Origin of the sequence: Solibacillus sp. FSL R5-0449 (assembly GCF_037975215.1) — a bacterium.
Lineage (GTDB): Bacteria > Bacillota > Bacilli > Bacillales_A > Planococcaceae > Solibacillus.
In genome coordinates this window covers 1,780,248-1,803,382 of the sequence record NZ_CP150239.1, presented here as the reverse complement: position 1 = coordinate 1,803,382, position 23,135 = coordinate 1,780,248, and the positions used below count along the sequence as shown (strand labels likewise).

The window sequence follows — 23,135 nt, the reverse complement described above, 5'->3', positions numbered from 1 at the left end:
AACACGTCACACTTTTTGCTCTTTATCCTTGATGAGCTTAATTTGTTGCTTTACGCATTGAGCGTAGGATGAAGCTTACAATAAAGATTAAAATGATGGCACCGATCAATGCTGGGAATACATAGAAGTCTGAAACTTTCCAGCCCCAGTTCCCTAAAATCATGCTGCCGATCCAAGAACCGACAATACCTGCAATAATGTTACCGATAATACCACCCGGTACATCCTTACCTAAAATAACACCAGCTAACCAACCTAAAATACCTCCGATAATTAAGAACCAGATGAAACTCATCATACTGTCCAACTCCTTTGTTTAAGATTATTCAATAATAATTGCATCTAGTTATTTATTTCCTTTCAGGCAATTCCTTAAACATTTTTTTAGCTGGAAGTTTTTAAGCAGATCCGGAAATTATGGAAAAATATTATGTTCTATTGAATAGTAATATGGTGTAAATGAATTAATCTATTGTTTATATTATGGATGCACCTAAACAGGATTTGAAATGACCAAGTGCCCATTTATGACCGATTTCATTAAAACTTGCAACGGCATTTTCAGGAATCGCAATTTTATAGCCTAAATTATAACTGTCCACAGCCGTATGCAAAATGCAAATATCTGTACATACACCGACAAGTACAACTTCTTCAACGCCACGTTCCCGCAGTAAAATATCCAAATTTGTTCCTGCAAAAGCACTATAACGGGTTTTATCAAAAGAAATCACGCAATCTTTATATATTTCATATAGATCTTTCACAGAACCATACAGTTCACGTCCGTTAGTTCCTACAATATTATGTGGCGGAAATAATTTAGATTCAGGATGATATGGATCATTTTCATAATGTAAATCATTAGCGAATACGACAACATCTTTTTGTTCAATAAACTGCTCTATCAAAGTACTAATATTTTTTTCAATTGCCTGTCCCGGTTTACCGCAAGTCAATTTTCCGTCGTCTGCTACAAAATCATACGTATAATCAATCACGATTAAAGCTTTTTTCATCCGTCATTCACTCCTTATTCATTGTAATGTTATTATGCCATGGTTATGGAAAAAATGTGGGCTAAATCATTAATTAAATATTCAAAATATTTTGATTTTTGAAATCGAATGTTGTATAGTTAGGATATCAAATAAATGGGGTGATTAATATGGATATGGCAATAACGAAGAGGCTAAACCGTCAAGGGTTAATTTTTGCAGGAATCCACAGTTTAATCATTTTAAATTTTGCTATTGAATTATTATTACTCTAATAAATTACGATATTTAACAGAATCTAGCCTGAATAGGCGCTAGGTTCTTTTTTATGTTAGAAAAGTATTGGGTTCAATAAATATGTACAAAAAATTTTAAAAATTCACTTTTTGTAAAAATTGTGACGAAAGAGTAAAAAGGCAACACCAATGAGGATGAAAGCGATTGCAATAATTTCAGACTTTTTGAATTGTATAAAAAATTCAAAAAATAGTGTTGACGTTGGAGTTCATTTCGTACTATGATAACAACAATTTAGTACACCACATCACTCAAGCGACAATTTGATGTGAGCTTACAAGGTGTAATATTCGATCCTTTCTGATCAAAAAATTTCGAATATTCGAAATTAATATGAAAAATCGAACATATAAAAAACAGCAAGAGTAAAAGCATTACGTTGAGGGGCGTTTAAAATGAGAAGTGATATGATTAAAATGGGAGTTGACCGAGCTCCGCACCGTAGTCTTTTATACGCTACAGGTAAAGTTAAGGCTAGAGATTTAGAAAAGCCATTTATCGGTGTATGTAACTCGTATATTGATATTATTCCAGGCCATGTTCATTTGCGAGAATTCGCGGATGTAGTAAAAGAGGCCATTATTGAAGCAGGCGGAATTCCATTCGAATTCAATACAATTGGAGTCGATGACGGAATTGCAATGGGTCATATCGGGATGCGCTATTCATTGCCATCACGTGAAATTATTGCCGATTCGGCTGAAACAGTTATTAACGCACACTGGTTTGACGGAGTGTTCTACATACCAAACTGCGACAAAATTACACCAGGTATGTTAATGGCAGCTGTACGTACCAATGTTCCTTCTGTATTCGTATCAGGAGGCCCAATGGAAGCCGGTACGTCTTCTTCAGGTAAAACATTATCATTAACAAGTGTTTTTGAAGGAGTCGGTGCACATAAAGCTGGTACGATGACGGCTGAAGAACTGCTTGATATCGAGAACAATGCATGTCCAACATGCGGTTCTTGTTCAGGAATGTTCACAGCAAACTCAATGAACTGCTTAATGGAAATGCTCGGCTTAGCATTACCGGGTAACGGTACGATTGTTGCAACAAGTGAAAAACGTAAAGAATTAATTTACGAAGCAGCGAAACATTTAGTTCGTATGATTAAAGAAGATGTTAAACCACGCGACATTGTTACAAAAGAAGCAATTGATGATGCTTTTGCTCTTGATATGGCAATGGGCGGATCTACAAATACAGTGCTTCATACACTGGCAATCGCCAATGAAGCAGAAATCGACTATAACATTGAAGATATTAATAAAGTAGCAGAACGTGTTCCTTACATTGCAAAAATTATGCCGGCATCGGATATTTCGATGGATGACATTGCAAAAGCAGGCGGTGTTCAGGCAATTATTAACGAATTAACAAAAATTCCAGGGGCTATTCACCCTGACAGACCGACAATCGCAGGTGTATCGATGCGAGAGCTTGTAAAAGATTATGAAATTACAAATGATCGTGTCATCCGCACTAAGGATAATCCATATAGTGCTGTAGGCGGACTGTCTGTATTATTCGGAAATATTGCGCCTGAAGGTTCGGTAATTAAAGTAGGAGCAGTTGATCCTTCGATTAAAACGTTCACAGGCGAAGCTATCGTATTTGATTCGCAGGAAGAAGCACAGCAGGCAATTGATGACGGTCGAGTACGAGAAGGACATGTCGTAGTCATTCGATATGAAGGTCCAAAAGGCGGACCGGGCATGCCGGAAATGCTGGCTCCAACTTCTGCAATTCAAGGACGCGGACTAGGAACGAAAGTCGCACTCATTACAGATGGCCGTTTCTCAGGTGCATCACGCGGTATTTCAATCGGCCATATTTCTCCGGAAGCTGCTGAAGGCGGTCCGATTGCATTAGTACAAAATGGCGATACAATCATCATTGATTTGCCAAGCAGAACAATCAATTTACAAGTTTCCGACGAAGTTCTTGCTGAGCGTCGTCAAAACTTAAAACCATTCGAACCTAAAATTAAGCGCGGCTGGTTAGCACGTTACTCTGCATTAGTAACAAATGCTTCCCAGGGCGGCGTAATGAAAATATAATCTGAATACTTTAAAACGTTGATGAGGTTAAAGGATATAGAGTCTTGTATTTACCAGAGAGCCGGTATTGGTGGAAGCCGGCGATACAACTATATCCGACATCCCCTCGGAGTGAGCTATTAAACGCATTCGCCATTAGATAGCTCCGGGCATATTCGAATTGCTCGTTATTAATGAATCGCTCTCTTTGTTTAGTTGCACAAATTTCCTTTAAGAATTTTGAAATAAAGAGGCTCAAGCGGTTCGCGAGGTAACTAGGTGGATTCTGTTTCTTTACGAAGCAAATTTTCGTCGATGTTATAAATGAGGGTGGTACCATGAAAAGTCTTTTTCATCCCTACGTAAGAGGTTTTCTTTTGCGTGCGGAGAAAAAGGCTTTTTCTTTTTATCAATTTATAAAAAATGATTAAAAAATGATTTCACATATAAAGTTTTGAAAAAGGAAGGAGAAATTACTATGAGTGCAAACGTTTCAGTAAATCAAGAAATCGAAAAGCCCACAGTTCAACAAGTAACAAAACCGAGAGACGGTGCGGATATTTTAGTGCAGGCACTGCATGAACAGGATGTTGATATTATTTTCGGTTACCCGGGCGGGGCAGTTTTACAAATCTATGATGCGCTTTACCGCAACCCGATCCGTCACATTCTGACACGCCATGAACAAGGCGCGATCCATGCGGCAGAAGGTTATGCTCGTGTTATGAATAAACCGGGTGTAGTCATCGCAACATCTGGGCCAGGAGCGACAAACCTCGTAACAGGTATTGCCGATGCGATGATTGATTCGATTCCATTAGTTATTTTTACAGGGCAGGTTGCAACATCGGTCATCGGTACTGATGCATTCCAGGAAGCGGATATTATGGGGATCACAACACCAATCACAAAACATAACTATCAGGTGCAGGACGTAGCGGATATCCCGCGTATTGTTAAAGAAGCATTCCATATTGCCAATACAGGACGTAAAGGACCGGTTGTTATTGACTTCCCGAAAAATATTTCACAAACAGTGTTCATGGATGAGATTAAAGCACCGGAAGATATTTATTTGCCGGGTTACCAGCCGACAACAAAACCGAATTACCTGCAAGTTCAAAAGGCAATTCAGGCATTAAGCTTAGCTAAAAAACCATTAGTACTGGCAGGTGCCGGCGTATTATTCGCAGATGCACGTGAACAATTGACAGAATTTATTGAAAAATATAATTTGCCGGTTGTTAATACATTACTTGGTTTAGGCAGCATTCACGGACAGCACAAACAATTCTACGGAATGGCCGGAATGCACGGTTATGCAACGGCAAATGATGCGATTACAAAATGCGACTTATTAATTAATATCGGTGCCCGCTTTGATGACCGACTAACAGGAAATTTAGCGACCTTTGCACCGAACGCAACAATCATTCATATCGATATCGATCCTGCAGAAATCGGAAAAAATGTACCGACTGATATCCCGATTGTTGCAGATGCCAAAGAAGCATTATTAGCATTGCTGAAAAAAGACTTCGAAGGGCCGGATACAACGGAATGGGTTCATTACTTAAATGATAGCCGTGATAAATATCCGCTTTGGTATGAAGATGCAGGAGAAGAAGTATTACCACAGCAAGCAATTGAGATCCTTCATAAATTGACTGACGGTGAAGCGATCATTACGACAGATGTTGGACAGCACCAAATGTGGGCAGCCCAATACTATCACTTAAATAATCCGCATAACTGGGTAACTTCAGGCGGTTTAGGAACGATGGGCTTCGGCTTCCCGGCAGCGATCGGCGCACAGTTTGCAAAACCTGAGAAAAAAGTTATCTCCATTGTTGGGGATGCAGGTTTCCAAATGACAAACCAGGAGCTTGCACTACTAAAAGAATTTAACTTACCAGTAAAAGTAGTAATCCTTAACAACAGCTGTTTAGGAATGGTTCGTCAATGGCAGGAAACATTCTATGAGGAGCGTTATTCACAAAGCCTGATGCCAATTCAGCCGGACTTCGTTAAGCTTGCCGATGCATATGGCATTAAAGGCTACCGCATCGACAATATTTCTGAAGCGGAAGCGATCTTTGATGAAGCGATCAATTCAGATGAACCGGTTGTAATTGACTGCCGCGTAAAACAACTTGTGAGCGTATTCCCAATGGTTGCGCCTGGTAAAGGATTACATGAAATGATTGGAGTGAAGAAGCCATGAAGCGAGTGCTGACAGTAACAGTAATCAACCAAAGCGGCGTATTGAACCGAGTGACTGGCTTATTAATGAAACGTCAATTCAATATTGAATCGATTACAGTAGGCCATACAGAGCAACCGAATTTTTCGAAAATGACGTTTATCGTTCATGTGGAAGATGAAAATAAAATCGAGCAATTAATCAAGCAGCTTTCAAAGCAAATTGATGTATTAAAAGTAAACGATATTACAGAAAAAGCGATCGTTCTTCGTGAGCTGGCTCTTATAAAAGTAGTATCTCCGCCGAACTTGCGCCTGGAAATGAATGCAATCGTAGAACCATTCCGCCCGCAAGTAGTCGATACATCAAAAAATGTTGTGACATATGAAGTTGTAGGCCATCCGGAAAAAATCGATGCCTTTATCGAATTACTTCGTCCATATGGCATTAAAGAATTAACACGTACAGGTGCAACAGCAGCTATCCGTGAAGCACAAAAAATCGAAAGCCCGCAATTATCGATTTTAAAATAAAGCAATACAACATTGGTTTTAAACAGGGTGGAGGATGTCATCTGAAGCCCGAATTACAAAATAAAAAAACATTCACTTAATTGGAGGAAATGAAAATGTCAAAAATGTATTATGAAAACGAAATCAACGAGCAAGTATTACAAGGGAAAAAAATCGCGATCATTGGTTATGGTTCACAAGGCCATGCTCATGCGCTTAACTTAAAAGAATCAGGTTTTGATGTAGTAGTAGGTATTCGTCCAGGTAAATCATATGATGCAGCTAAAGAAGATGGCGTAGAAGTTAAATCAGTAGCAGAAGCAGCAGCAGAAGCGGATGTAATCCAAATATTACTTCCGGATGAGCGTCAAAAAGCTGTATACGAAGCTGAAATCGCACCACATTTAACACCAGGTAAAGCATTAATGTTCGCACATGGTTTCAACGTACACTTCGGCCAAATTCAACCACCAGCAGATGTTGACGTATTCCTAGTAGCTCCAAAAGGACCAGGACACTTAGTACGTCGTCAATTCACTGAAGGTGCAGGCGTACCAGGATTATTCGCAATCCACCAAGATGCAACAGGTCAAGCTCGCGATTTAGCTCTTGCATACGGTAAAGGTATCGGTTCTGCACGCGGCGGATTACTTGAAACTACATTTGCTGAAGAAACAGTTACTGACTTATTCGGTGAGCAAGCAGTACTTTGCGGTGGTACAACTGAACTTGTTAAAGCAGGTTTCGAAACATTAGTTGAAGCAGGTTACCAACCAGAATTAGCTTATTTTGAAACATTACACGAACTTAAATTAATCGTTGACTTAATGTTTGAAGGCGGTATGGCGACAATGCGCTACTCAATTTCTGATACAGCAGAGTGGGGCGATTACGTTTCAGGTCCACGCATTATCGACGCATCAGTAAAAGCGCGTATGAAAGACGTATTAACGGATATCCAAGACGGTACATTTGCAAAACGCTGGATCGCTGAAAACGAAAACGGTCGTCCTGAATATACAAAATTCAAAGAAGCTGGCGCAAACCACCAAATCGAAGAAGTTGGCGAAAAATTACGTGCTATGATGCCATTCATCAACCAAGGAAAACAAAAGGTAACAGTGAAATAATATGAGAAAAATTGACATTTTTGATACAACATTGCGCGACGGAGAACAATCGGCTGGAATTAACTTAAATACAGCAGAGAAAGTAGAAATCGCAAAACAACTAGAGCGTTTAGGTGTCACAATTATTGAGGCAGGATTTCCTGCCTCATCTCCAGGTGACTTGGAGGCCGTATCGTTAATCGCAAAAACGGTGAAGAATTCAATCGTCACAGGTTTAGCACGTGCTGTGAAAAGCGATATCGATGCAGTTTGGGAAGCAATTCGCCATGCGGAGCAGCCACATGTTCATACATTTATCGCAACGAGCCCGATTCATATGGAATATAAGCTTAAGAAAAATCCGGATCAAGTAATCGAGCAAGCCGTTACTGCGGTCAAGTATGCTAAGGAAAAATTCTCGCTTGTAGAATTTTCTGCAGAAGATGGTTTCCGTTCTGATAAAGAATTTTTAGTTCGTATTTGCCAGGAAGTTATTAAAGCAGGTGCAACAACGATTAATATTCCAGATACAGTAGGTTATGCAACACCGGAAGAATACGGCGCTTTATTCCGTTATTTACGTGAAAACGTGATCGGTGCAGAAAAAATTAAATTCTCTGCCCACTGTCATGACGATTTAGGAATGGCGGTTGCAAACTCATTGGCTGCCATCGAGAACGGTGCAGACCAAGTAGAATGTACGATTAACGGTCTAGGTGAACGTGCAGGAAATGCCGCATTAGAAGAAATCGGTGTTGCCCTACATATTCGTAAAGACTTCTACGGTGTGGAAACTGGCTTAAATTTAAAAGAAATTAAACGTACATCACAGATGGTAAGCCGTTTAACTAATGTAGTGATTCAACCGAACAAAGCGGTTGTCGGTAAAAATGCATTCGCACATGAATCCGGTATTCACCAGGATGGTGTACTGAAAAATCCTGAAACATATGAAATCATTTCACCGGCACTGATCGGTGAAGACGATATTCCATTAGTTTTAGGAAAACATTCAGGCCGCGCAGCATTCCGTGATCGAGCTGAAACAATGGGCTTCCAGCTGTCGGATGAAAAACTGAACAAAGCTTTCGCTGAGTTCAAAAAATTGGCGGACCGCAAGAAAGAAGTAACAGAAGAAGATTTAACAACGATCTTAACTGAGCAGCAAGTTTCAATAGAAGATGTTCCATTATTTGAACTGAAATCGGTTCAAGTTCAATATGGTACAGAAAATATTCCAACTGCTACTGCATCCGTTATGACTCCAGAAGGCGAATTGAAAACAATTGCCTCTACAGGATCAGGTTCAGTCGAAGCGATCTTTAATACACTAGAACAGCTTGTTGGCGGTATAGTCAATATTTTGGACTACCGAGTACAATCAGTCGGTAAAGGACGCGATGCACTTGGAGAAGCGGTCATTAATCTAAAATATAACGGCTATACATCAACAGGACGTGATTCAGCGCAAGACGTGCTTGAAGCAAGTGCAAAAGCGTATTTAAATGCAGTGAACAGACAATTGATCCAACAGCAAGTACGCGATAAACAGACAATTTCGGTTTAGTAGATTCATAAAGTTGTTCTCATAAAGGAAACAACGAGCAAAGCTCATTAGGGAAAATAGCGTCATCATAATCGGTGGCGCTTCTACATCAAGTTACTTCACGTAGAAAGAAAGGTGTTTTACAAATGGAAAAGAAAATTACAGTACTACCAGGTGACGGCATTGGTCCAGAAGTTGTTGCAAGTGCAGTAAAAGTATTACAAGTAATCGGGAAACGTTTTAACCATACATTTCATTTAAATTATGCGGCAATCGGCGGAGCTGCAATTGACCAGTACAATAATCCATTACCGGAAGAAACAATTGCAATGTGCGAAGCAAGTGATGCCATTTTATTAGGTGCAGTAGGTGGTCCTAAATGGGATAACAATCCGCCAGCATTGCGTCCGGAAAAAGGTTTATTAAAAATCCGCAAGCACTTTGATTTATTTGCAAATTTACGTCCTGTGAAAGCATTCCCAAGTTTACTTGCATCTTCTCCATTAAAGCGTGAAGTTGCGGAGAATGTAGACTTAATGATCGTCCGTGAATTAACAGGAGGGCTATACTTCGGAGAGCCACGTAAAAAAACAGATGCAGGTGCTATTGATACATGTGTGTATTCCCGTGAAGAAATCGAACGTATTGTTGAAAATGCATTCGAATTAGCGCGTTTACGTCGTGGAAAACTTTGTTCAGTAGATAAAGCAAATGTACTGGATACATCCCGTTTATGGCGTGAGATTGTAGAAGAAAAGAAAAAGCAGTACCCAGATGTAGAAACAGAACACAACTTAGTTGACTCAGTGGCAATGAAACTGATTACGAATCCGGGTCATTATGATGTCATCGTGACAGAAAACCTATTCGGCGACATTTTAAGTGATGAAGCTTCTGTTATTACGGGTTCACTTGGTGTATTACCTTCTGCATCTATTCGCGGCGATAATTTTGGACTTTATGAGCCTGTACATGGTTCAGCTCCTGAAATCGCTGGTCAAGGTGTTGCGAATCCGGCAGCAACAATTCTTTCAGTGGCAATGATGCTTCAATATTCATTCGGCTTAAAAGAAGAAGCAGCAGAAATCGAACGTGCCGTTGCAGCCGTGTTCGAAGATGGCTATTATACAGCCGATTTAGCTCAGGAACATAAACGTACATTATCAACAGATGAATGGACAGAAAAAGTGATAAACGAAATCGATGCAAGCTTTGTATCTGACAGCATTATGATTTCATATAACTAATTTCAATCGAAAGAAAACTGTTGATGGTTTTGAATATCAACACTATATATGGTTAAGGAACGGTGAGAACTATGGGGAAAAATATTATTGAAAAAGTGTGGGAACAGCATGTCGTACATCGTGAAGAAGGAAAGCCGGACTTACTTTATATCGACCTGCATTTAATTCATGAAGTAACAAGTCCTCAAGCATTCGAAGGACTACGCCTGGCAGGACGGAAAGTGCGTCGTACAGATCTATCGTTCGCAACAATGGATCATAACGTACCTACAAAAAACCTGCCGACGATTAACGATCCAATCGCAAAAAAACAGATTATGACACTTGCTGAAAATGCAAAAGAGTTCGGTATCGAATTAGCGGATATCGGTCATCCGGATCAAGGGATTGTTCACGTTATTGGACCGGAATTAGGTCTTACACAACCTGGTAAAACAATTGTTTGCGGTGATTCACATACAGCAACTCACGGTGCATTCGGCGCAATCGCATTCGGAATCGGTACTTCGGAAGTAGAACATGTACTTTCGACACAAACATTATGGCAATTAAAGCCGCCGACAATGGAAATCCGTGTTAACGGTGAACTTGGTATTGGGGTAACAGCAAAAGATATCATTTTAGCAATCATTGCAAAATGGGGAATCGGTGTCGGTACAGGACATATCGTAGAGTATACAGGTGAAGCAATCCGCAAGCTTTCAATGGAAGAGCGTATGACAATCTGCAATATGTCGATTGAAGCGGGAGCAAAAGCTGGCCTGATATCACCGGATGAAACAACGGTTGAATTTTTACGCGGCCGCCGTCACGTTCCTCAAGGAGAAAAATTTGAGGAAGCGGCAAAATACTGGTTAAGTCTTGCTTCCGATGCGGATGCAAAATATGACATTGTTCTAGAAATCGATGCACAGGAAATTGAACCGATTGTAACATGGGGGACAAATCCAGCTATGGGTGTCGGTGTTTCAAAAACAGTTCCTACTGCTGCTGATTATGACAATGAAACAGACAAATCCGCGTTAAACAAAGCTCTGAAATATATGGATCTGCAAGAAGGGCAAAAGATTACCGATATTGAAATCCAGCATGTATTTATCGGATCTTGTACGAACTCCCGTATTAATGACTTACGTGCAGCAGCTGAAATTGTAAAAGGCGAAAAGCTTGCACCGGGTGTGAAAGGGATTGTAGTTCCTGGTTCCTGGTCGACAAAACGCCAGGCAGAAGAAGAAGGTCTACATCACATTTTCCTTGATGCCGGCTTTGAATGGCGCGAATCAGGCTGTTCTGCTTGCTTAGGGATGAATGAAGATGTTATTCCAGCAGGTGAACGTTGTGCTTCAACATCTAACCGTAACTTTGAAGGACGTCAAGGTGCAGGTGCACGCACACATCTTGTATCACCAGCGATGGCAGCAGCTGCTGCAATTCACGGCCGTTTTGTCGATGTTCGTAAGCTACAAAAGCAGGAAGCATAAGGAGAGATCAGCATGAAACCGATTAATATTGTAAATAGTATATATGCACCACTTGACCGTAAAAACGTCGATACAGACCAGATCATTTCAAAAGAATTCTTAAAGCGTATCGAACGTACAGGATTCGGACAATTCGTATTTTACCACTGGCGGTTTGATGAAAACGGCAATCCGATTGAAGATTTCGTATTAAATAAACCAGAATATAAAAATGCGGAAATTTTAGTTGCTCAAGATAACTTTGGCTGTGGTTCATCACGTGAACACGCACCATGGGCAATTCTTGACTATGGATTCCGAGTTGTCATCGCACCGAGTTTTGCGGATATTTTCCACAATAACTGTTTCAAAAATGGTATTTTACCGATTAAATTAACGGAAAGCGAATGTGACGAACTTTTAGAAAGAGGTTTAGCAGAAGCACAGGCAATTGAAGTAAATTTAGAACAGCAAACAGTTACGACAGGTTACGGCAAAACGTATTCATTTGACATCGATCCATACTATAAACAAATGTTACTGAATGGATGGGATGAAATTTCTCTTACGTTCCAGTATGAAGAGCAAATCGCTGCATACGAAAAAAACCGCATAGCATACTAATCTAAAAGCCTCTTACTTCGGGTTCATCCCTAGTAAGAGGCTTTGTCTTATTTTACCGGTTGTTGTGCCAATTTTACGGTGCTATAATTTTCTTCATTGTTTGAAGTATCGGGAGTGTAACAATGAAAAATCTATGGATGTGGATAGGCATATTATTTATTATAGGATTGATTATTAACTACTGGATGTTTATCGTTGGGGCAGTTGTCTTATATTATGCGGGTAAGAAACTAATAAAATTTTTAAAAGCAAAAAAGAAACAAAAATTTCTTGAAGCAGAACATCTGAAAATGAAAGAAAATCAGTCAACGATTGAGTACAAAATGGAAAGACTGCTTACTTTGTCGAATAATACAGATCCAAATGGTTTTAAGCGTCAGCAATATAGAAATAAGCAACAGCTGGATTTAAGGGATTACTGGTATAAATATTTAGATTTGCGAGCAAAGCTTTTATTAAACGATACGCCAACTTATCGTGAAGAAGAAGTTCTTCATATTATGTGCGATGAACTGCTGATCCGAATGGATAACTTGGAAATTGAAATAACTGATGCGTTGAAAACAGAATTCATTGAAGAAAATTTAACACCATTACTGAGGGATATTGTAGAAATCATGGAAGATATCAGCCCAGTGAAAACGATAAATATGGATGCATACCGCTTATTAAAAGCGAGTAACCATTAAACCTGAAAAGCCATTCTCATCAAGAGATGGCTTTTTTCTTAACCAAAACTAATCATTCTGGAATAGTATTGCTCAGATTGGGCATCCTATAAAAAAGTTTAGTTGGGATTGGGGTAATTCGATGTCTTCGGAAGAGAACATTAAGTGGATTAATGAACAATTCAAAGATACAAATGAATTTACGATGAAGACTATGGAAGATGATGATAAGAAAGCCGAATTATTTTACATAAAGCCACTTATCGATGTGGAGTTGCTTCAACAAATTATTATTAAACCATATTTTGAAATGGATTCAGAGTCGAAATTTATTCGATATTTAAAATCTCTACCCCAATTTCAGGACAGCAAGTCACAGGAGCAACTGAAAACTGAGGTGTTAAACGGCAATGTAGTTCTTTTAATCCAGAATAAATTTTATTTACTAGACCTGAAATTTTCTTTCAATGATCAGACGAATACAGCATCAGTTGAAACAACAATTCATGGTTCACAGCTGGCACTTAGCGACAATATTGCGACAAATATTAATATTATCCGATCCGATTACCATCAGCCGACATTGTATGTTGAATACTCCACGATTGGACAAGTAAACAATCATAAACTGGCGATCATTTATGACAAAGAAAAAGTAAATAAAAATGCCCTGAACATTATCACGGAAAAACTGCAGCAAGTTGATAAGCAGGTGATTACATCTACTGTTCAGCTAAGTAACTATATTAATAAGCAAAAATATTCGCTATTTCCGCAGTTAATTATGACAGAACGTCCTGACAGGATTGTCTATAACTTGGCTGGAGGTAAAATTATATTATTGGTGGACGGTAACCCTCAAGCATTGATAGCCCCTGTATATTTCTTCGATTTTATGACATCGATGGAGGATAATTACCATTCTTACTATATTTCATTATTCCTTAAAATACTCCGTTATGCTGGGCTATTTATAAGCCTTCTATTACCAGGTCTATATATCGGTATTACCTCATTTGCACCGGAAGTGTTCAGGACAGAACTCGCACTGACCATTGCAGGAAGCCGTATTGGCGTTCCATTTTCTTCATTTGTAGAAGTATTGTTTATGCTGTTTTTTATGGAAATGCTGCTGGAAGCGAGTATTCGACTCCCGAAAACGATCAGTGCGACGGCTACAACCGTTGGGGGGTTAATTTTAGGGACGGCTGTAACAGAAGCATCGCTCGCTTCGGATATTATGGTTATCATTGTGTCGGCGGTGGCAATATCAACGTTTGTTATTCCGATCAATGAAATGGCATTTTCCATTAGGGTAATTCGCTTCTTGTTTATCCTTGCATCAACATTATTAGGATTGGCCGGTTTAATGTTAGGGCTTTACGCATTGATTATGTATTTAGTAAGTATCGACAGCTTCGGTGAACCGTATCTGAAATTTAATGAAAAGAAGAAAAGTAAAACGAAGGCAGGGGAGGAAGCATGAGCAGGTTTTATTATTATTTAATTATTATTAATATGGTTGCTAATATTATTGCTTCCGTACCAGCTATCCTTCTCCATTTTCATAATGATGGTTCTGTTATGGGTTTGCTTTTATCAATTCCAGCAGGTGTCCTTCTTGTTATACTCTATACGAAATTTTTCCTTAAGTATCCGGGAAAAACATTACCGGAACTGCTGGAAAAAACTACTTCTAAATGGTTTTACTTGCCTTTCGTTTTTCTGCTAGCTGTCCTATGGTTTGTAGCAGGACTTATTACGCTAATAACATTTACATTTTTACTGATACGTTATTTAAGTCCTGAAATGCCGATTATTCTAATTGCCCTGACGCTCATATCAGCGGTAATTTTTGGCTGTGTATTAAAAACAGAACGGGTTCTGTATACCGTTGAAATGATTATGATTATTACAAGTCCTCTCATTCTTTTCATATTTATTAAAGCATACAGCAGCAACAGTTTAAATTGGGATTTTGTTAAGGAAGCGGCTTTATATATAAATCAAGTTCCGAATTGGCATTCTTTTTCTGCTTGCTTTTTTTTATTTTTGGGGGCGGCCAATTTATTTATATTCAATCGATTTTTTAAAGAAAAACAGAAATTTGGTAAAAAACAAATTTTGTTTATCGTTATATTATCGATTGGAACGCTCTTTACAACCTATTTCATACCGATTGGTTTTAACGGATTTGAGGGGATTAATGAATTAGTCTATCCTTGGATTGCAACAACCGATTCGATTAGGATGGATTATTTTATTGTTGAACGTGTATTATTTATGTTTTTACTTTTCTATTTAGGAATCGCTTTTTTAAGTATACTCATTCACTGGTATGCGGCGGCAGAGTTTTTAAAATTTACATTTAAACTGGAAAAAATTAAATATAAGGATAAAGTAATCGGAATATTTTTCCCTCTTCCAATATTTGTAGGGATTTCTTTATACTATGTAACCGTATTAACGGAATATCAGCTTTTCCAGTATTCGAGTTATTTTTATGATATTTTGGTTTTTATTTTTCCATGCATGATCCTATTGTTTAGTTACATTAACAGGAGGATGAAAAATAATGAATTTCCTTCTAAAAATTAAAGGAACTTTACTATTAGTAATATTGGGAAGTGTTCTATTATCTGGCTGCGCATTCAAAGACATTGATAAAAGTGTCTTTGTTGCAATGATTGCTCTGGATGTTTCCGATGATGAGGAAAAACCGTACAAAGTTACTTTGAAGCTATATGAACCAACTGGATCATTCAGAGAGGCAACAGAACCTCAGTATTCCTATTTATCGGAGAATGGGGAAACTCTTTCGGAAGCAATTCGTATGATGGAATCCTATTCAGATAAGGAGCTTGAATTTGGCCATTCGAAGCTAATTGTTCTAGGTGAGGAATTAGTGATGAATGAAAAAAACAAGGAAATTTTGGACTTTTTAATTCGTAGACCTGATATCCAGATGATTTCCTGGATAACTGTCGGACGGCCTAATGCGGAAGAAATTATTAAAATGATTCCGCAAGGGGAATCAGCTGCCTATCCTGAACTGTTTAATTACTTTGATGGTAATGGTACGACAACCCCCTATATTGTGACGACCCACTTATTTGAGTTTAGAAGAAATATAAAAGAAGGTTGGATCGATAGTGTTTTGCCGATTATCGAAATAAATAATGAAGATCAGCATTTTGAAATTAATAAATCTTTATTACTTTCCGCAAATAAAGAAACGTATGAATTGGATTCATTAAATACTTCCATTTATAATATGCTGTCAAGAAGTGTAAAACATGCGAATTTACTAATAAAAGAGGATGGTGACCATTTCATTGCCAATATTGATACGGTTAAATCAAAATATAATGTTAAAATTAATAATCCTTCAGAAATCGAACTCGATATAAAAATTAGTTTATACGGCTCGGTGGCAGAATCACATAAACCAATGATTAATAAAGACCTGCCGAAGTATAATGAAGAATTAAAAAAAGAAACGGAAGAAAAATTTACGACATTCATTTCAGAGATGAAAAAAAACGGCTATGACCCTTTAGGTTTCGGCATCGATTACAAAGCAAAAGTTCTACATAATCGGCGCATGTCCAAAGAGGAATGGAAGGAAGCCTATAAAAATGCAAAACTCAATTTAACGGTTAAACCTGGTATAAAAAGTACGGGATCAATCCAATAAAAAAGACTTCAAATCGAACATTTGAAGTCTTTTTCCTTTTAAATCGCTACCCAATGCCCTTTAGTAACTTCAACAAGCTCTGTGTTCTCTACATCAAAACGGTTCTTTGCCAGTTCTTCGTCTGTCATCACAATACGCTTTTTCTGTTTTTCAATGGCCGGATCCGGAATTGGAATCGAATCGAGCAGCATTTTCGTATAGGGATGCTGCGGATTGGCATACAGCTCTTCACTTTCTGCCAGCTCAACAATTTTCCCGCCATACATAACGGCAACACGGTCACTAATATGCTTTACCATCGATAAGTCATGTGCAATAAACAAGTACGTTAATCCTAGGCGTTGCTGCAAGTCTTTTAATAAATCCACCACTTGTTTTTGGATGGACACATCAAGCGCGGATAATGGTTCGTCACAAACGATAAATTGTGGTTCCACAGCAAGCGCACGTGCAATGCCGATGCGTTGGCGCTGACCACCGCTGAATTCATGCGGATAGCGGAGTGCATGCTCTTTTTGTAAACCAACAAGTTCCAATAATTCTTCCACCCTTGCCCGGCGAGCTTCCTTGGAAGGGGACAGTTTATGAACATCCAATGCTTCTCCGATAATATCCAGCACTTTTTTTCTTGGGTTTAAACTTGAATAGGGATCCTGAAAGATGATTTGCATATGACGACGCATACTTTTCAGTTCATTTTTCGTTAGGCGACTGACCGGCACACCTTTATAAAGCACTTCACCGTCTGTCGGTTCGTGTAATTGAAGAAGTGTACGTCCGGTTGTCGATTTTCCGGATCCTGATTCACCAACAAGTCCTAATGTTTCACCAGGGTAAATCTGGAATGATAAGTCATTGACCGCTTTTAATACATTGCCTTTTGCTAATTCAAAATGCTTGGATATATTTTTAACTTCCACTAAAGGCACGTTAATATTTAAATCAGGAGATAGATTCGGCTGTTCTTTTGGCTGCTTTGGTTCATGAAGCTTTGGCAACGCGTTTAAAAGCCGCTTTGTATAAGGGTGCTGCGGATTCGCGAAAATTTCTTCCGTCGTACCTTGTTCTACCACTTCGCCTTCCTTCATAACAACTACGCGGTCACACATTCCCGCAACAACACCTAAATCATGTGTGATCAATATAATAGATGTACCAAATCGCTGCTGCATATCCTTCATCAACGATAAAATCTGAGCTTGGATTGTTACGTCAAGCGCTGTTGTCGGTTCATCGGCGATAAGAAGGGAAGGATTACACGCTAATGCCATGGCAATCATCACGCGTTGACGCATTCCGCCACTGAATTCATGAGGGTACTGATTATAGCGTTCTTCACTATTTTTTATTCCGACTAATTTCAGCAGTTCAATTGTTTTCGAATACGCTTCTTTTTTGGAAAGCCCTTGATGCTTTATTATACCTTCCGCAATTTGGTCACCAATACGAATAGTAGGGTTCGTGGAAGTCATCGGGTCCTGGAATATCATACTAATGTCCTTCCCCCGGATCGCTTCCATTTGATTTTCCGTTTGCGTAATCAGATTTTTTCCTTGAAATTCAATCGTTCCATCCTTTAAAAAAGAGGGGGGAGACGGAAGCAGACGCATAATTGAACGGGCTGTCACACTTTTCCCGCTCCCGGATTCTCCTACAATTCCGACTGTTTCACCTTCATTCACATGAAAACTTACGCCTTTTACGGCTTCGAATTCTTGCTCTCCAGTTATAAAAGATACACGTAAATCCTTTACTTGAAGCAACTTTTTACTCATAAAATGCTCATCCTTTAATAAAAATAAAATAATTTCATTGACTTCTGAATGTTCGTTCTACATAATACATTACTATACAGGTAGGGATTATACAATATTAAAAGTGTGAAGATTCTTTACACGTTAGTGAGGGTGGAAAGAATTTGTAAGAAAGGAGCTGCTTTCGTTACATGCAGCATTTATTTTTTGAAAGCTTTCAAAAAAATGCTTCGAAAAAGGGTTATTATTTCGCTTTCGTGCTGCTCGGTCTGCTCGTACACATTTTTACAATTCCGTTCTATTTAGTAAATCGTTCTAAATCAACGTATGCGGAAAAAGCTATGAATGTGAAGAGACAATTAATAGAAGATGAGAAAGTATTCGAGTGGCATAAGCAATATGAAGTAGAAGAACGGACAAAAGCTCAGTTTTTCAATCAAAAGATCGATGAGCAAACTATCATCAATAATGCGAAATCGCTTGCTCAGCAAAAATTGGAGCGAGAAGTTGAAAAAGTACTCGCGGCAAATGGAGTAGTGGAAAACTCCTATAAAAATTATTTTAGTACTCTATTAAAACGTCCGTATTTTTTACTGATTACGATAATTCCTGGCATTTTGATGTATGCTTTACTACTTATTACGAGTAATCCATTTGCTCGCTTTATTTTTGAGCGCTTATTACAGAGTGTGTTCGTTATCGTTGGGGTGGCAACACTCGTGTTTACGATTTTGTACATTTCGCCGTTTGATCCAGCCCGCAATTTGCTTGGGGTAGAGGCGACACCTGCACAGGTCGAAAACTTTAATAAGCTATATGGATTAGATCAGCCTTATTTAGTGCAGCTTTGGCATTCACTGTCAGGTCTGTTCACATTCGATCTAGGAACATCCTTTGCCGGGAAGGAAGATGTAACGCAGAGCATATTGAACAAATTTCCGGTAACGCTTGAAATCGCGATGTTTTCATTACTCATGGCGATTGCCATTGCCATTCCGGTCGGTATTATTTCAGCAGTACGTCCGAATTCATTTATCGATTATGTATTCATGTTAATCGCATTAATCGGTTTATCAATACCAAGTTTCTGGCAAGGGCTGATTTTCATTTTGACGTTCTCGCTTGAACTGAAATGGTTCCCGGCTACATATAATCCGGGAAATTGGATGTCGATCGTTCTGCCGATTGTTGTACTCGGAACATCGATTACTGCATCGATTGCCCGTATGACAAGATCCAGTATGCTGGAAGTCATCCATGAAGATTATATTATTACTGCAAAAGCTAAAGGGTTAAGTGAACGGAAAGTAATTACAAAACACGCAATCCGCAATGCAATGATTCCGATTATTACAGTTATTGGACTGTTGTTTGGCGGAATGCTCGGCGGTGCGGCAGTTACAGAGAAAGTCTTTAATATTAGCGGTATAGGAAGTTATATTGTCGACAAGCAGTTTATTCCGGATATTCCGGCAATTTTGGGTGGGGTAGTCTATATTGCAATTACCATTTCCATCGTGAATATGCTGATCGATATTTTATACGCTTTCTTTGACCCACGAATTCGTTCGAAAATGAAAAAATCTTAGGAGAGGGTAACGACGTGAAATTTATATCAGATGTAAAACTGCTGTTGAAAATAACACAAGAGTATGTAAATGCACAGTTTACCATTGCTTTTTCTGCGATTTTTTCATTGCTGTTTTTACTTTATAGTTTTAATTTTTCAGAAGGTATATGGCGACCGTATGTAATTGGTTTTTTTGCGATCTATCTAGGTACAACAATTTACGTATGGCTCACATCACTGCTTATTAAAAAGGATTTGGCGAAGTACAGAGAACTGACAAAGCGTACACGTCTTCTTGGTATCCCATTGATATTTACTATTTTTGTCGGGAATGTATTTGCTGCTGGATTCGGTTTTATGCTCGCATCGAAAAATAAAACGGCAGAATATACATTTGCTGTTTATGCTTTTATGACGCAAATATTCATTATCCTGATTTCGGGGCTAAATTTGTTCAAACCATATGTAGTGGATACATTTGTTCTTGCAATGGGCGGGTTTATCCTACTAGCATTGCTGTATTTAGCAGCTGCTGTTTTAATCGCAAAGTTTGTTACGGTTGATACAGCGCCTAAATGGATGCTGCCGCTTGGAATTGTTCTGCTAATCCCAACATTGACAGGCAATTTCTTCTCGCTGTTACTAGGTATCACATTAATTCGTAAAGCACGAAATGCAGATCCTTCTGCAGTAGAGAAATGGCAAAAAACATGGAATAAAATCTTACGCAATACGATGGCTGTATTTGGCCTGTTTTTCATCGTTTTCATGTTCAGTTTGTCGGTTGTTAGTTCATGGACATTCGATTATGACTTTGCGGTTGAAAACAATTATGCAGTACTGCTGCAAACACCGACATTGGAATATCCGTTAGGTACCGATAATTTCGGTCGGGACTTGTTCTCACGCATTGTATTCGGTGCGCAAATTTCGTTGATCGTCGGTTTTTGTGCGACGATCATCCCGGCGATAATCGGCGGGGCGCTCGGTGCGATTTCCGGCTATTACGGTAAAAATACCGACAATTTGATTATGCGTGCATTGGATATTTTATATGCGATTCCAGGAATTTTGCTGGCTATTGCAATCATTGCCGCATTTGGCGCAAATACGACAAATCTGATCATCGCTTTAAGTGTCGGGGCTATCCCGACATATGCGCGGACAATGCGGGCAAATGTACTGCAGATTTCAAACTATGAATTTGTTGAATCTGCCCGTGCATTAGGGGCAAATGACCGCTCGATTATTTTCAAACATATTGTACCAAATGCACTGGCACCGATGATTGTCAAAGCAACTTTAACAATCGGAGGAGCTGTTATTTCAACGAGTAGTTTAAGCTTCCTCGGATTAGGTATTGAACCGCATATACCGGAGTGGGGCAATATTTTAAAAGTTGGAAGTACGTATTTAGAATCACATTCATATTTAGCGATTTTCCCGGGGCTATGTATTATGCTGCTTGTTTTATCGTTTAACTTTTTCGGCGATGGACTGCGTGACGCATTGGACCCAAAATCTAATTAACTTTTTGGAGGAATTTTTCATGAATAAAAAATTATTTACGTTAGCATCAACAGCAACAGTGGCAGCAGTAGCATTAGCAGGCTGTGTCGAAACAAAATCAGATGTAGAGGAAAAAGATTCTTCAACAACTGAAACGGCTGGAGCAAAACCAGTCATCGAATTACTTGGTATGTCTTCTTCAGAGCAGGACATGAATATTGTGCGTGACCAATTAGTGAAGAATGGTTTTGATGTGAAACTGAATATCCAACCGGATTACGGTTCTTTCACAGCACAACAGGATGCCGGAAACTTTGATATTGCCATTTCAAGCTGGACGACTGTAACTGGTAACCCGGACTATGCAGTACGCGGTTTATTCAAAACAGGCGGGGACTACAGCCGTACTTCAGATGAAACAGTCGATAAATTAATCGATGAAGCGAGTACATTAACGGGTGATGAAGCAAAGGAAAAATATAAAGAGCTGGAACAAGCTTTAGTATTCGACAATGCCTATATTGCACCATTATATATTTCTCAAAAATTCCAAGGTATTTATAAAGCGGAAGTGAATCCGGATACAGTACGTCTGCCAAAATCACGTGCTCAGGCATGGGAATCAATTTCATTCAATGATGAAGGTAAAAATGCATCTGAAACATTAGTACTTCACCAAGCATTGGCATCATTGACATCACTTGATCCTGTTAAGGCAAATGATGGCTCGATCAATACATTGAATACAAATATGTATGTACGTTTAGTGAATTTATCAGATACAGATGAAGTTGTATCAGAAGGTTCACTTTCATACGACCATGCAATTGCAGAAAACAATGAAGAATATTATTTCGTACTGCGCGATGATATTAACTTTGCAAAAGTGGAAGGCGAAAAAGCTGTTGATACGGGTGATTTAGTATCAGCAGAAGATGTTGTATTCTCATTAAACCGTGCAAAAGACGAAACTTCGGTACCGGATCACCGCACATATTCAATCCATGAAAATATTGATACAGTGGAAATCGTATCGGATATTACATCATTGGATTCAGTGAAAACTGCAGATGGCAAGTCAATTTTAGAAGAATTATCGGATGATCTGCCTGCAGCGATTTCTGAAGTTGTAACAGATGAAAAAGATGTAGATAATGCATCAGGGAAATACCAAGTTGTTAAATTGACAACACCAAATCCTTTCCCGCAAGTATTAAACTACTTAGCGCACCAATCTGGCGGTATTGTATCAGAAGCTGCGGTAACTGTAGTCAATACATTTGATGTAGCAAGCTATGATCCAAACACGGATATCGCATACGGTGACCAATCAACTGTAACTGAAGGCGCGAGCTATGCAAACCATTTAGCAGCATCAGGTCCATATATTTTAGTGAAGAAAAATGACTATGAAGCAACATTCGTGAAAAACCCTGCATACCAGGCAGGAACAGAAAATGAGCCGAAAATTGAAAACATCAGTGTTCGTTTCATCCAGGATAATGACAGTGCACTATCTGCATTGCGTAATGGTGAAATCCACGTATTACAATCAGTTCCTGAAACGAAAACAGATGTAGTGGAAGGCGATGAAAACTTACAATTAAAAACAGCTGACAGCAATGCCGTATCGTACTTATTGTTCAATACTAGCGGCCGTGAAACTGCGAAATCTGCAGACTTACGTAAAGCAGTCCTTCACTCAATCAACCAAGAAGAGTTCATCAGCTACTACCAAGGTAAGAAAAAGCCGGCTGTATCAACAGTTTCACCTTTAATTGACACAGGTTTAAAACTGGAAGCAGACAGCGCAAAAGTAAAAGAGTTCTTAAAAGCATATAACGAATCAAAATAATATAAAAAACCGAAGCGGCATTGGATGCTGCTTCGGTTTTT

Annotated in this window: 18 protein-coding genes; 15 read left to right on the top strand and 3 right to left on the bottom strand. The window is 38.9% G+C overall.

The features are described from left to right. Positions 1-37: 37 nt before the first annotated feature. Together MKY27_RS08750 and MKY27_RS08745 are read right to left on the bottom strand one after the other, a co-directional pair. Entirely contained in the window at positions 38-298 is a 261-nt protein-coding gene (locus MKY27_RS08750; protein WP_339194380.1) for a GlsB/YeaQ/YmgE family stress response membrane protein, read from the bottom strand. Between the two features lie 178 nt (positions 299-476). Beyond that, positions 477-1,019, bottom strand: coding sequence for an isochorismatase family cysteine hydrolase (locus MKY27_RS08745; RefSeq protein ID WP_339194378.1), 543 nt, complete (start codon positions 1,017-1,019; stop codon positions 477-479). A gap of 671 nt (positions 1,020-1,690) precedes the next feature. Here MKY27_RS08745 and ilvD point away from each other — a divergent pair. The 12 genes from ilvD (at position 1,691) to MKY27_RS08685 (ending at position 16,406) form a co-directional block, all read left to right on the top strand. Next, positions 1,691-3,361 carry a dihydroxy-acid dehydratase gene (ilvD, locus tag MKY27_RS08740; RefSeq protein ID WP_339171046.1) on the top strand — a complete coding sequence of 557 codons (1,671 nt, stop codon included), beginning with the start codon at positions 1,691-1,693 and terminating at the stop codon, positions 3,359-3,361. 457 nt (positions 3,362-3,818) lie between these two features. Next, complete coding sequence (gene ilvB / locus MKY27_RS08735) at positions 3,819-5,564, top strand: biosynthetic-type acetolactate synthase large subunit (protein ID WP_339194377.1); 1,746 nt, start codon at positions 3,819-3,821, stop codon at positions 5,562-5,564. Further along, complete coding sequence (gene ilvN, locus MKY27_RS08730) at positions 5,561-6,076, top strand: acetolactate synthase small subunit (protein ID WP_008403681.1); 516 nt, start codon at positions 5,561-5,563, stop codon at positions 6,074-6,076. Before ilvB ends, ilvN begins: the two co-directional genes overlap by 4 nt. A gap of 95 nt (positions 6,077-6,171) precedes the next feature. Next, positions 6,172-7,185 carry a ketol-acid reductoisomerase gene (gene ilvC, locus MKY27_RS08725; RefSeq protein WP_079526917.1) on the top strand — a complete coding sequence of 338 codons (1,014 nt, stop codon included), beginning with the start codon at positions 6,172-6,174 and terminating at the stop codon, positions 7,183-7,185. Between the two features lies 1 nt (position 7,186). Next, entirely contained in the window at positions 7,187-8,731 is a 1,545-nt protein-coding gene (locus MKY27_RS08720; RefSeq protein ID WP_339194374.1) for a 2-isopropylmalate synthase, read from the top strand. A gap of 125 nt (positions 8,732-8,856) precedes the next feature. After that, complete coding sequence (gene leuB / locus MKY27_RS08715) at positions 8,857-9,957, top strand: 3-isopropylmalate dehydrogenase (RefSeq protein ID WP_339194372.1); 1,101 nt, start codon at positions 8,857-8,859, stop codon at positions 9,955-9,957. Positions 9,958-10,028: 71 nt separating this feature from the next. After that, a complete protein-coding gene (gene leuC, locus MKY27_RS08710) occupies positions 10,029-11,438 on the top strand; it encodes a 3-isopropylmalate dehydratase large subunit (RefSeq protein WP_339194371.1) in 1,410 nt (469 codons plus the stop codon). A gap of 12 nt (positions 11,439-11,450) precedes the next feature. Then, on the top strand, positions 11,451-12,041 hold the full coding sequence (gene leuD / locus MKY27_RS08705) for a 3-isopropylmalate dehydratase small subunit (RefSeq protein WP_339199560.1): 591 nt from the start codon (positions 11,451-11,453) through the stop codon (positions 12,039-12,041). Between the two features lie 122 nt (positions 12,042-12,163). Next, a complete protein-coding gene (locus MKY27_RS08700) occupies positions 12,164-12,730 on the top strand; it encodes an ABC transporter substrate-binding protein (protein ID WP_339199557.1) in 567 nt (188 codons plus the stop codon). A 121-nt stretch (positions 12,731-12,851) separates the two neighbouring features. Then, entirely contained in the window at positions 12,852-14,195 is a 1,344-nt protein-coding gene (locus MKY27_RS08695) for a spore germination protein (RefSeq protein WP_339199555.1), read from the top strand. After that, positions 14,192-15,307: a GerAB/ArcD/ProY family transporter gene (locus tag MKY27_RS08690; protein ID WP_339199553.1), complete on the top strand. Its 1,116-nt coding sequence runs from the start codon at positions 14,192-14,194 to the stop codon at positions 15,305-15,307. Before MKY27_RS08695 ends, MKY27_RS08690 begins: the two co-directional genes overlap by 4 nt. Further along, positions 15,285-16,406 carry a Ger(x)C family spore germination protein gene (locus tag MKY27_RS08685; protein WP_339199552.1) on the top strand — a complete coding sequence of 374 codons (1,122 nt, stop codon included), beginning with the start codon at positions 15,285-15,287 and terminating at the stop codon, positions 16,404-16,406. The genes MKY27_RS08690 and MKY27_RS08685 overlap by 23 nt, the downstream gene beginning before the upstream one ends. A 38-nt stretch (positions 16,407-16,444) precedes the next feature. On the opposite strand, the gene MKY27_RS08680 is transcribed toward MKY27_RS08685, so the two are convergent. After that, complete coding sequence (locus MKY27_RS08680) at positions 16,445-18,181, bottom strand: ABC transporter ATP-binding protein (protein ID WP_339199549.1); 1,737 nt, start codon at positions 18,179-18,181, stop codon at positions 16,445-16,447. A gap of 170 nt (positions 18,182-18,351) precedes the next feature. Between MKY27_RS08680 and MKY27_RS08675 the strand changes: the two genes are divergently transcribed. The 3 genes from MKY27_RS08675 to MKY27_RS08665 are packed head-to-tail and all read left to right on the top strand — an operon-like array spanning position 18,352 to position 23,094. Beyond that, positions 18,352-19,749, top strand: coding sequence for an ABC transporter permease subunit (locus MKY27_RS08675; protein ID WP_339199547.1), 1,398 nt, complete (start codon positions 18,352-18,354; stop codon positions 19,747-19,749). Between the two features lie 14 nt (positions 19,750-19,763). Continuing rightward, entirely contained in the window at positions 19,764-21,260 is a 1,497-nt protein-coding gene (locus MKY27_RS08670; RefSeq protein ID WP_339199545.1) for an ABC transporter permease, read from the top strand. A gap of 19 nt (positions 21,261-21,279) precedes the next feature. Beyond that, complete coding sequence (locus MKY27_RS08665; protein ID WP_339199542.1) at positions 21,280-23,094, top strand: ABC transporter substrate-binding protein; 1,815 nt, start codon at positions 21,280-21,282, stop codon at positions 23,092-23,094. Positions 23,095-23,135: the final 41 nt, after the last annotated feature.

Excerpts from the sequence above, each read along its gene's own strand:
- ilvD (WP_339171046.1), top strand. The coding sequence starts at position 1,691 with ATGAGAAGTGATATGATTAAAATGGGAGTTGACCGAGCTCCGCACCGT.
- MKY27_RS08675 (WP_339199547.1), top strand. The coding sequence starts at position 18,352 with ATGCAGCATTTATTTTTTGAAAGCTTTCAAAAAAATGCTTCGAAAAAG.
- MKY27_RS08745 (WP_339194378.1), bottom strand. The coding sequence starts at position 1,019 with ATGAAAAAAGCTTTAATCGTGATTGATTATACGTATGATTTTGTAGCA.
- MKY27_RS08695 (WP_339199555.1), top strand. The coding sequence starts at position 12,852 with ATGTCTTCGGAAGAGAACATTAAGTGGATTAATGAACAATTCAAAGAT.
- MKY27_RS08750 (WP_339194380.1), bottom strand. The coding sequence starts at position 298 with ATGATGAGTTTCATCTGGTTCTTAATTATCGGAGGTATTTTAGGTTGG.
- MKY27_RS08665 (WP_339199542.1), top strand. The coding sequence starts at position 21,280 with ATGAATAAAAAATTATTTACGTTAGCATCAACAGCAACAGTGGCAGCA.
- leuC (WP_339194371.1), top strand. The coding sequence starts at position 10,029 with ATGGGGAAAAATATTATTGAAAAAGTGTGGGAACAGCATGTCGTACAT.
- MKY27_RS08720 (WP_339194374.1), top strand. The coding sequence starts at position 7,187 with ATGAGAAAAATTGACATTTTTGATACAACATTGCGCGACGGAGAACAA.
- MKY27_RS08680 (WP_339199549.1), bottom strand. The coding sequence starts at position 18,181 with ATGAGTAAAAAGTTGCTTCAAGTAAAGGATTTACGTGTATCTTTTATA.
- MKY27_RS08685 (WP_339199552.1), top strand. The coding sequence starts at position 15,285 with ATGAATTTCCTTCTAAAAATTAAAGGAACTTTACTATTAGTAATATTG.
- MKY27_RS08690 (WP_339199553.1), top strand. The coding sequence starts at position 14,192 with ATGAGCAGGTTTTATTATTATTTAATTATTATTAATATGGTTGCTAAT.
- ilvN (WP_008403681.1), top strand. The coding sequence starts at position 5,561 with ATGAAGCGAGTGCTGACAGTAACAGTAATCAACCAAAGCGGCGTATTG.
- ilvC (WP_079526917.1), top strand. The coding sequence starts at position 6,172 with ATGTCAAAAATGTATTATGAAAACGAAATCAACGAGCAAGTATTACAA.
- ilvB (WP_339194377.1), top strand. The coding sequence starts at position 3,819 with ATGAGTGCAAACGTTTCAGTAAATCAAGAAATCGAAAAGCCCACAGTT.
- leuB (WP_339194372.1), top strand. The coding sequence starts at position 8,857 with ATGGAAAAGAAAATTACAGTACTACCAGGTGACGGCATTGGTCCAGAA.
- leuD (WP_339199560.1), top strand. The coding sequence starts at position 11,451 with ATGAAACCGATTAATATTGTAAATAGTATATATGCACCACTTGACCGT.
- MKY27_RS08700 (WP_339199557.1), top strand. The coding sequence starts at position 12,164 with ATGAAAAATCTATGGATGTGGATAGGCATATTATTTATTATAGGATTG.